Consider the following 5,660-nt stretch of genomic DNA (forward strand, 5'->3'; position numbering starts at 1 on the left):
CAGCAGGTCGGCGTTGATGCGCTCCGCACCCGAGGTGAGCACGCCCACCTTGCCTTGCAGTTTGGCGATCAGTTGCGCTGGCGTCCAGACTTCGTCGGCGTCGTTGGTCTCGACCTCGAAGTGCGTGCGCAGCCGCGCCACCACCTCTGGAAAAACGGCTCGCGCCACCAGCACGGCGGGCTTGTTGCTCTGCTGCATGGCCGATCAGACCGCGAGCAGGTCCACTTCGAACAACAAGGTGGCATTGGGCGGAATCACGCCACCTGCACCGCGTGCGCCATAGCCCAGGGCCGCAGGGATCACCAGGCGGCGCGTACCGCCCACGGCCATGCCTTGCACGCCCTCGTCCCAGCCTTTGATGACGTGACCGGCGCCCAGCGGGAATTCGAACGGCTGGCCACGGTCTTTGCTGGAGTCGAACTTGGCGCCTTGCACGCCGTCGTTGAAAAGCCAGCCGGTGTAGTGCACTTGCACGTTGCGGCCGGTCTGGGCGGTTTCGCCTTGGCCGATCACGGTGTCTTCGTATTGCAGGCCGCTGGGTGTGGTGTTCATGGTGTCTTCCTTGGTTAAGTGGTTTGCTTGGTTGAAGGCCTGGATTATTCCAGCCAGGTGGTGAAGCTCTGCACCGTCTCGCGCGGTGTGTGGAAAGTGTTGACGATGTGCTCTGGATCGGCATAGCCCAAGGACATGCCGCAGACCAGCATTTCGGAGGCGCCGGCGCCGACATGCGGCAGGATGATCTGGGCAAAGCCGTTCCAGGCCGCCTGCGGGCAGGTATGCAAACCATGTCCACGCGCCGCCACCATCAGGTTCTCCATGAACATGCCGTAGTCCACCAGCGAGCCGCGTCCCATCACCCGGTCCAGCGTGAACATCAGGCCCACGGGTGCATCGAAGAAGCGGAAGTTGCGCTGGTGCTGGGCGTGCATCTTGTCCTTGTCGCCCTTGGTGATGTCCAGCAAGCCATACAGGCCCCAACCGTTCTCGCGCCGGCGATCGATGTAGGGACTGACCCATTTTTCCGGGTAGTAATCGTATTCCTCTCGGTACTGCTCGGCCAGCGAGGGATCGGCGCGCAACGCGTCGTGCGCCGCACACACCTTGTCCACCAGGCTGTCGCGGCTGGCGCCCTGCAGCACGTAAACCTTCCAGGGCTGGGTGTTGGTGCCCGAGGGTGCCCGGCTGGCCAGTTGCAGCAGGTGTTCGATGGTGGCGCGTGGCACCGGTTTGGGCAGAAAGGCACGGGCCGACATGCGGCTGGTGATGGCGGCGTCGACACTGGCCGCGTCGATCACGGGGCCAACGGCTATCGGGTTTTGGCTCATCTCAGGGTCTCCAGGGTTTTCTTGAGGGATTCGGGCAAAGGCACTGGGCGTCGGGTCTCGCGGTCCACGTAAACGTGTACGAAGTGCCCACAGGCAGCGGCCATTTCACCATCTTCGGCAAACAGGCCCACTTCGTAGCGCACGCTGGAGCTGCCCAGATGCCCCACGCGCAAACCCGCGTGCACGGTTTGTGGAAAAGCCAGCGGGGCAAAATAATTGCACTGGGTCTCGATCACCAGACCGATGGTGCGACCGGCGTGGATATCGAGCGCGCCTTGTTCGATCAAATAGCCGTTCACGGCGGTGTCGAACCAGCTGTAGTACACCACGTTGTTCACGTGGCCATAGACGTCGTTGTCCATCCAGCGGGTGCCGATGGTGCGGAAAACCGCGTAGGCCTGCCGTGGCAAGGCCTGTGGTCTGGGGGTGGCGGGTGGGGTGCTCATGGTGCGAAATTCTGCCAGCCACCGGTCCGCGTCTCTGTCGCGTCTGCAAGGCGCTGCGTTTGCGCGGGCATGTGCCCGCTGGCGGCGGCTGTGCGCCGCGCCTGCCAGCGGCGGTGGTAGTCCAACGCCGTGCGGTAGGTATTCATCTGCACCTGCACGGTGGAGTCCAGATCGTGGCCATAGCCGCCGGCCATGGCAAAAGCCAGCGGCACCTGGCGCTGCCAGGCCCAGTCCATCACGCGGCGGTCGCGTGCTTCCAGGCCGTCGTAGCTGATCTTCAGGCGCCCCAGGCGGTCGCCCTCGTGCGGATCGGCGCCGGCCAGATAAATCACCAGACCCGGCTCGAAACGGCGCTGCAACTCGTCCAGCGCCTGCTCCAGGGCCTCCAGGTAGGCCACGTCCTCGCAGCCATCCGGCAACTCCACATCCAGATCGCTGGGCTCTTTTCGAAACGGGAAATTCTTGGCGCCGTGCAGCGACAAGGTGAACACCGTGTCGTCGTCCGCAAACACCCGGGCCGTGCCATTGCCCTGGTGCACATCCAGGTCGATGATGGCCACCCGCAGCGCGCCACCCGTGCGGTGGCGCCGCGCGTGTTCGGCCTGCATCAGACGCGCGGCCACCGCCGCGTCGTTGAACACGCAGAAGCCGCTGCCTTTGTCGGCGTAGGCGTGGTGCGTGCCACCGGCCAGATTGGCCGCCAGACCGGCACCGCCCATGGCGGTGCGGCAAGCCTGCACGGTGGCGCCAACAGAGCGGCGGGCCCGCTCGGCCATGGCCGGGCTCCAGGGAAAACCGATTTCGCGCTGCGCCGCTGCGGTCAAACGACCCTGCGCCACCGCGTCGATGTAGCCAGGTGTGTGGACCAGCGCCAGTTCACCCGCGCTGGCCGCCAAGGCCTCGTGCAAATGCACCTCGGGCAATTCGGCCTCCAGCCGCTCGCGCAAACGCGCGTACTTGGCCATGGGAAAGCGGTGGCCACTGGGCAATGGCAAGACGAAATGGTCGGCGTAGTACGCGTGCACGGTTAGAGGGGGGGTGAAGGCAGACGCCGGATGCGGCGGCCACGCTGGGCGGAGGGGGATGGCTGAACGGTCAACCGCCATTGTGGCGGCTGGGCAATACCTGGGTGAAAGCGCTGTGACTTTGCAGATTCTAGAAAACCCACTCTAATATGTTGCACCGCAACAAAAAGAGCTTGCGTGGCTTTCGTTGATCCATATAATTGGGTTTATGTTGCAGCGCAGCAAAAGGAACAAGGTGGCAACGTCCTCGACGTTGCATGCGGTGTTCAAACGCAGCTTCAACTAAGCCCTGTTAAACAAGCCAAGGAGTATGAATATGTTGACCGCCGAACAAATCGTTGCCGCCCAAAAAGCCAACATCGAGACCATTTTTGGTCTGACCCAGAAAGCCTTCGAAGGCGTGGAAAAGCTGGTTGAACTCAATGTGCAAGCCACCAAGGCCGCACTGTCCGAGTCCGCCAACAGCACCCAGGCCATGCTGAGCGTCAAAGACGCGCAGGAACTGCTCACGCTGCAAGCCAGCCTGATGCAACCCCTGGCCGAAAAAACCGTGGCTTACAGCCGCCACCTGTACGACATCGCCTCCGGCACCGGTGCCGAATTCGGCAAAGCCGCCGAAGTGCAAGCCACCGACGCGCAGAAGAAATTCATGGCCGTTGTGGACAACGCCGCCAAGAACGCACCAGCTGGCTCCGAGTCCGCCGTGGCCGTGATGAAGAGCGCCGTGTCGGCCGCCAACAACGCCATGGAATCGGTTCAGAAAGCTGTCAAGCAAGCGACCGAAATGGCCGAGTCCAATTTCAACACCGTGACCTCGACCGCGGTGAACGCCAGCAAGACCGCTGCCAAGAAACGCTGAATTGCAGGGGTTTGATGCCGCTGATCCGGCGATCTGAGTCGCAAAGCTCAGGCACACTGTGATCTATGGCCCCTGCGGCCAGCCTCAACAGGCACCGCAGGCTGTCAGACCCTTCTCTCTGGTTGTCTCCTCGGGTCCTTTTCGAAATTCGATTTCATCGGACCCATTAAGCCCTCACGGCAACGTGAGGGCTTTTTTTCGGCCCAGCACTTTCGCGCCCACCTCGACCTTCACTTGGCGCTGACCGTTCGCAAGCGAGCCAGTTCGGCTTTGAGCTGCGGCAACGCCGCCTGCATGGCGGCCCGCCCCGCCGCCATCGCGCGCTGGCGCGACGAAAAGTCGGCACTGCCCATGCCAACCAAAGCCGGGCGCAGCACCACGTCGGCGCCCGCCAGTTCGTGCCGGTTGATGCTCTGGCCCATGATGGCAAAGGTTTGCAGCAAGGCCCGAAAACTGCCATCGGCCGCGTTGTTTTCCGGCTGGCTGGAGATATCCACCGCCAGCACCACTTCGGCCCCCATGTCCCGGGCGTAACGCACCGGCACCGGTGCCACCAGGCCGCCATCCACATACTCTCGACCCGCGATGCGCACCGGTTCGAACACGCCCGGCACCGCGCTTGAAGCGCGCACGGCGGTGGCGGTGTCGCCCCGGCGGAACAGAATCCCCTGCCCGTTCCCCAGATCGGTGGCCACCACACCCAGCGGCAACACCATGTTCTCCAGCAAACGGCCATCCACGGCCTGTCGCACGTAGCGCGCCAAGGCCTCGCCCTTGAGCATGCCGCGCCCGAAAATCGGCAGCGACCAATCGGTCAGGGTGGCCTCTTCCATGGCCAGGGCCGATTTTTCCAGTTCGGCGCCGCTTTGGCCGCTGGCGTACAAGGCGGCGACCAGACTGCCGGCCGACGTACCCACCACCACGTCGGGCCGGATGCCGTTTTGCTCCAGCACCTGGATCACACCCACGTGGGCAAAACCGCGCGCCGCGCCGCCTCCCAAAGCCAGGCCCAGGCGCGGCGCGCGGCGTTCAACTTCCACCACCGGAGCAGGTGGCGTGGTGGCAACCGACACAGGCCCGGACGGATCGGCCTGCGGCATCAGACTGCATCCGGTCAAGAGAATCAGACCGAGCAAGGCACCCGTGTTAAGAACTTTATTGAGAACCATTCGCGTTTCTGTTAAGATTTGATCCAGTTTACCCCGCGCCCGAACAGCCACTTGCTGATCGTTGGACGCCTTGTTTGTTTCACCATGGAAGCCTGAAATGCAAGCATTTGCCCAGTTGTCGATTGTCCTCGCCGCCACCGCAGCCGCCTTTGGCGTTCAAGCACAAGACAAAGTGCTCAATATCTACTCCGCCCGCCACTACCAGACCGACGAGGCGATGTACGACACCTTCACCAAGACCACGGGCATACAGGTCAATCGGGTGGATTCGGACGACGCTGGCATTGTGGCCCGGCTGCGGGCCGAAGGCTCGGCCTCTCCGGCCGACGTGATTTTGCTGGTGGACGCCGCGCGCATGGCCTCGGCCGACAGCCAAGGCCTGTTCCAGCCCATCCAGTCCGCCAAGCTGGACGCCGCCATTCCGGCCAACCTGCGCGCCGATGCGACCAAGGACGGTGTGACCTGGACCGGTTTTTCCACCCGCGCCCGCGTGATCGTGTACGACCCGCTGCGCGTCAAGGCCGCCGATGTGGCCAGCTACGAGCAACTGTCCGACCCCAAGCTCAAAGGTCTGCTCTGCACCCGTTCGGGCTCCCACCCCTACAACCTGTCGCTGTTCTCGACCGTGATCGAGCGCCTGGGCGACCAGAAGGGCGAAGCCTGGCTGCAAGGCCTGGTCAACAACATGGCGCGTTCGCCCAAAGGTGGCGACACCGACCAGATCAAGGCCGTGGCTTCGGGCGAATGCGGCGTGGCGCTCACCAACACCTACTACCTGGCGCGCCTGGTCAAATCCAAAACGCCCGAAGATGTGGCGGTGGTGGAGAAGGTGCGCG

At 63.5% G+C, this 5,660-nt stretch carries 7 protein-coding genes and 1 pseudogene; 2 read left to right on the forward strand and 6 right to left on the reverse strand.

What is annotated here, in order from left to right; translation table 11 throughout:
• The 5 genes and pseudogenes from ABYB95_RS15880 to ABYB95_RS15900 all read right to left on the reverse strand — a co-directional run.
• Positions 1-198: pseudogene (locus ABYB95_RS15880) on the reverse strand (D-glycerate dehydrogenase); the annotation flags it as partial.
• A 6-nt stretch (positions 199-204) separates the two neighbouring features.
• On the reverse strand, positions 205-552 hold the full coding sequence (locus ABYB95_RS15885; protein WP_372659533.1) for an FKBP-type peptidyl-prolyl cis-trans isomerase: 348 nt from the start codon (positions 550-552) through the stop codon (positions 205-207).
• A gap of 44 nt (positions 553-596) precedes the next feature.
• Positions 597-1,325 carry a nitroreductase gene (locus ABYB95_RS15890; protein ID WP_372659534.1) on the reverse strand — a complete coding sequence of 243 codons (729 nt, stop codon included), beginning with the start codon at positions 1,323-1,325 and terminating at the stop codon, positions 597-599.
• Positions 1,322-1,771 (reverse strand): acyl-CoA thioesterase, encoded by a 450-nt coding sequence (locus ABYB95_RS15895; protein ID WP_372659535.1) that lies wholly within the window; start codon positions 1,769-1,771, stop codon positions 1,322-1,324. The genes ABYB95_RS15890 and ABYB95_RS15895 overlap by 4 nt, the downstream gene beginning before the upstream one ends.
• A complete protein-coding gene (locus tag ABYB95_RS15900) occupies positions 1,768-2,796 on the reverse strand; it encodes a histone deacetylase (protein WP_372659536.1) in 1,029 nt (342 codons plus the stop codon). Before ABYB95_RS15900 ends, ABYB95_RS15895 begins: the two co-directional genes overlap by 4 nt.
• A 316-nt stretch (positions 2,797-3,112) precedes the next feature.
• Here ABYB95_RS15900 and ABYB95_RS15905 point away from each other — a divergent pair, with 316 nt between their 5' ends.
• Complete coding sequence (locus tag ABYB95_RS15905; RefSeq protein WP_372659537.1) at positions 3,113-3,655, forward strand: phasin family protein; 543 nt, start codon at positions 3,113-3,115, stop codon at positions 3,653-3,655.
• A 230-nt stretch (positions 3,656-3,885) separates the two neighbouring features.
• Here ABYB95_RS15905 and ABYB95_RS15910 read toward each other — a convergent pair whose 3' ends face one another.
• A complete protein-coding gene (locus ABYB95_RS15910) occupies positions 3,886-4,824 on the reverse strand; it encodes a patatin-like phospholipase family protein (RefSeq protein WP_372659538.1) in 939 nt (312 codons plus the stop codon).
• Between the two features lie 97 nt (positions 4,825-4,921).
• On the opposite strand from ABYB95_RS15910, the gene ABYB95_RS15915 reads away from it, so the two are divergent.
• A partial coding sequence (locus ABYB95_RS15915) for an extracellular solute-binding protein (protein WP_372659539.1) occupies positions 4,922-5,660 on the forward strand: 739 nt, incomplete at its 3' end.

This window comes from Hydrogenophaga sp. (assembly GCF_041633695.1).
Classification (GTDB): domain Bacteria; phylum Pseudomonadota; class Gammaproteobacteria; order Burkholderiales; family Burkholderiaceae_C; genus Hydrogenophaga.

Bases quoted from the DNA above. Each gene is read 5' to 3' on its own strand.
- ABYB95_RS15890 (WP_372659534.1), bottom strand. From the start codon at position 1,325: ATGAGCCAAAACCCGATAGCCGTTGGCCCCGTGATCGACGCGGCCAGT.
- ABYB95_RS15885 (WP_372659533.1), bottom strand. From the start codon at position 552: ATGAACACCACACCCAGCGGCCTGCAATACGAAGACACCGTGATCGGC.
- ABYB95_RS15905 (WP_372659537.1), top strand. From the start codon at position 3,113: ATGTTGACCGCCGAACAAATCGTTGCCGCCCAAAAAGCCAACATCGAG.
- ABYB95_RS15910 (WP_372659538.1), bottom strand. From the start codon at position 4,824: ATGGTTCTCAATAAAGTTCTTAACACGGGTGCCTTGCTCGGTCTGATT.
- ABYB95_RS15895 (WP_372659535.1), bottom strand. From the start codon at position 1,771: ATGAGCACCCCACCCGCCACCCCCAGACCACAGGCCTTGCCACGGCAG.